Raw genomic sequence first — 2948 nt, forward strand, 5'->3', positions numbered from 1 at the left:
CTCTCAATAAATAATTTAACAGCAGGCGTATGAGGTTTAATACGCTGAAAGTTGCCATTATTTACACTTTTTCCTGTTTGGTTTGGTTTGGCGTAACCACCGAAATTATCATTTGGTTTGAAAGCTATTTTACCGGTTTTTCTGTTCGACTGATCCACATACTGCTGCCGGTTTTGTTTGTGGCAATGAATACTGTAGTTGTGTTTAAGCTGATCAAATTAAACAATAAAACAATCAGGCAGAAAGAAAATGATTTTTTGAACTTGTATTTGGGCAACCCAAACCCGTTGTGGATTTATGATTTGCATACTTTGAGATTTGTATCGGTAAACGAAGCTGCAATTACAACTTACGGTTATAACCGGGAAGAATTTTTGGGCATGACCATTAATGATATCCGAAAACTGGAAGAACAGGGAAAATTGACGGATTCGGTTACCGAATTTGTAAACCAGCCTTACGCAACAGGCACCTGGCGTATTTCTGGCACCTGGCAGCACCAGAAAAAAGATGGCTCCCTGATTTATGCAAACATCACTTCCCACAAAATCATTTTTGAGGACATAGAATGTGCCATGGTACTGGCTTCGGACACTACAGAGCAGGTGAAATACGAGCAGCAACTGGAGCAGATGAACCAGGTGTTGCAGCAGGAAAAACAAAAACAAAAAGAAACAGAAAAACTGGCAAAAGTATCGGGCTGGGAATATTTTGTTGCAGACGGAAAGCTATTCTGGTCAGACGAATTGTACGAAATTTTTGACATTGACCGGGAACCGGAAAATGTAAACTACAGTTCGATCTTAAAATCAATACACCAGGAAGATTTATCAAATTATAACCAGGCGATAGAAAACCTATTGAAATTGGGAACAGATTTAAATGTCAATTATCGTTTCGTTACAAAAACAGGTTTGGTAAAGTATGCAAAAGTGTTGGGGAAGATGTATTACCGCGACAACAAAATGTATAAAGTGCAGGGTACCATGCAGGACGTAACCGAACTAACGCTGGCACAACTGGAAAAGCACAAGTATCAGCAGAGTTTAAAAAATACATTAAACAACATTAACGACGGCTATTTTTTGATAAACCGCAACTGGGTTATTACAGCGGTTAACGCCAATAGCGAAAAAATGCTGGGCCGGCCGCAGGAAAAGATCATCAACCATCATTATTTTGAATTGTTCCCTGATGCCCAAAACACTAATTTTTACCTGCATTATAAGAAAGTTTTGGAAAAAGGCATACCGGTTAATTTTGAAGATTACAGCCCTTATGCCCGTAAATGGTTTTGCGTAAACGCTTACCCAACCGAGGAAGGGGCAGCAGTTTATTTTGCGGACATTACGGAAAACAAGGAAAAAGATTTGCAGCTAAAAGAAGCATTGGAACGCTATGAGCTGGTGGCCAAAGCCACGCACGATGTAATTTATGATTTTAATGCGGCCAATAACCAGGTTAAATACAGCGGCAGTATCGAAGATTTGTTAGGTTCGGCCACAGAAAGCATTACCGACAGTAATGAATGGTGGAAAAACAAAATCCACCCGGACGACCTGGACCGCGTGCTTAGAAAACATAAACAGGCCATCAGAAACAAGGAAGAGAACTGCGGGCTGGAATACCGTTTAAAAACCAACAACAACCAGTACAAGTATGTGTACGATCAGGGTTACCTGCAATATGACGGCAAGCAAAAATTTGTTCGGATGATTGGCGCCATTAAAGACATTGACCAGTTGAAACGCTTTGACGACGAGAACAAAAGGCTGGCCGACATCATCACCAAAGTGAACAACATGATCGTTATTATGGATGCAGACAGTAAAATAATATGGGTAAACAAAGCATTTGAAAACTTTACCGGCTATAATTTATATGCTATTGCAGGAAAAGTGCCTGTTTTTTTGAATGGGCCGGAATCAGACCCGAAAGCACCTATTATTATTGCCGAAGCCAAAAATGCTTTTCGTGTTTTTTCTATTGATGTGATCAACTATAAGGCAAACGGAGAAAAATATTGGGTGAATGTAGAATTTACACCGCTTTTTAATTCCGACGGTAAATTTGAGGGTTATATTTCTATTCAAAACAACATCACGGCGAGAAAAGAGAAGGAGGAAAAGATCAGGCACCAAAATGAAATATTGAAGAACATTGCCTGGATGGGCTCGCATGAACTTAGAAAACCGGTTGCTTCTATTTTAGGCTTGATCGAACTGATTACCGAAACAGACGATTCAGCAGAAAAAGAAGAATCTATTTGCCTAATGCAGCAATGCAGCCTTCAACTCGACCAGATCATCCGCACCATCAACCAAAAAATAGAAGAGGAAATTTCTGAAGAATAATTGATAAACAGCCTGATTTTTATGCCATAAAAAAAGCATACCGGTTTACAAACCCACAAAAAAAGAGGTTGGTGATTAACCAGCCTCTTTTTTTGTGATGCTTCTTTTAGCACCTAAAAATTAGTGTTATTCAAAATATTCCTTCATCCGGTCAATAAAACTTTTGTCGTGTTTGCCCGGGTTGGGTTTAAAGTTGGGCGAGTTTTGCAGTTTTTCCAACACATCGCGTTCTTCACGGCTTACTGCTTTTGGCGTCCAGATGTTGATATGCACCAACTGGTCTCCGCGCTGGTAAGAATTTACTTCCGGCACACCTTTTGATTTTAAGCGCAAAATTTTTCCGCCTTGTGTTCCGGGATCAATTTTGATTTTGGCTTTTCCATCAATGGTTGGCACTTCTACACTTGTGCCCAAAACGGCATCCACAAAGTTCACATGCAAATCGTAAATAATGTTGTTGCCGTCGCGTTTCAAAGTTTCGTGCGGGATTTCTTCAATCAAAATGATCAAATCTCCTGGCATACCGCCACGAGGGGCAGCATTTCCTTTTCCGCTCATGCTCAATTGCATGCCTTCGCTCACCCCGGCCGGAAT

The 2948-nt window shown here is 40.4% G+C and carries 2 protein-coding genes; one reads left to right on the forward strand and one right to left on the reverse strand.

Translation table 11 applies throughout. From position 1 onward, the window contains the following. Positions 1 to 29 precede the first annotated feature (29 nt). A complete protein-coding gene (locus Q0192_RS06255) occupies positions 30 to 2354 on the forward strand; it encodes a PAS domain S-box protein (protein ID WP_299287738.1) in 2325 nt (774 codons plus the stop codon). A 126-nt stretch (positions 2355 to 2480) separates the two neighbouring features. On the opposite strand, the gene Q0192_RS06260 is transcribed toward Q0192_RS06255, so the two are convergent. Beyond that, a partial coding sequence (locus Q0192_RS06260; protein WP_299287741.1) for a DnaJ C-terminal domain-containing protein occupies positions 2481 to 2948 on the reverse strand: 468 nt, incomplete at its 5' end.

The sequence above is a fragment of the uncultured Mucilaginibacter sp. genome, assembly GCF_937859865.1.
GTDB lineage: Bacteria > Bacteroidota > Bacteroidia > Sphingobacteriales > Sphingobacteriaceae > Mucilaginibacter_A.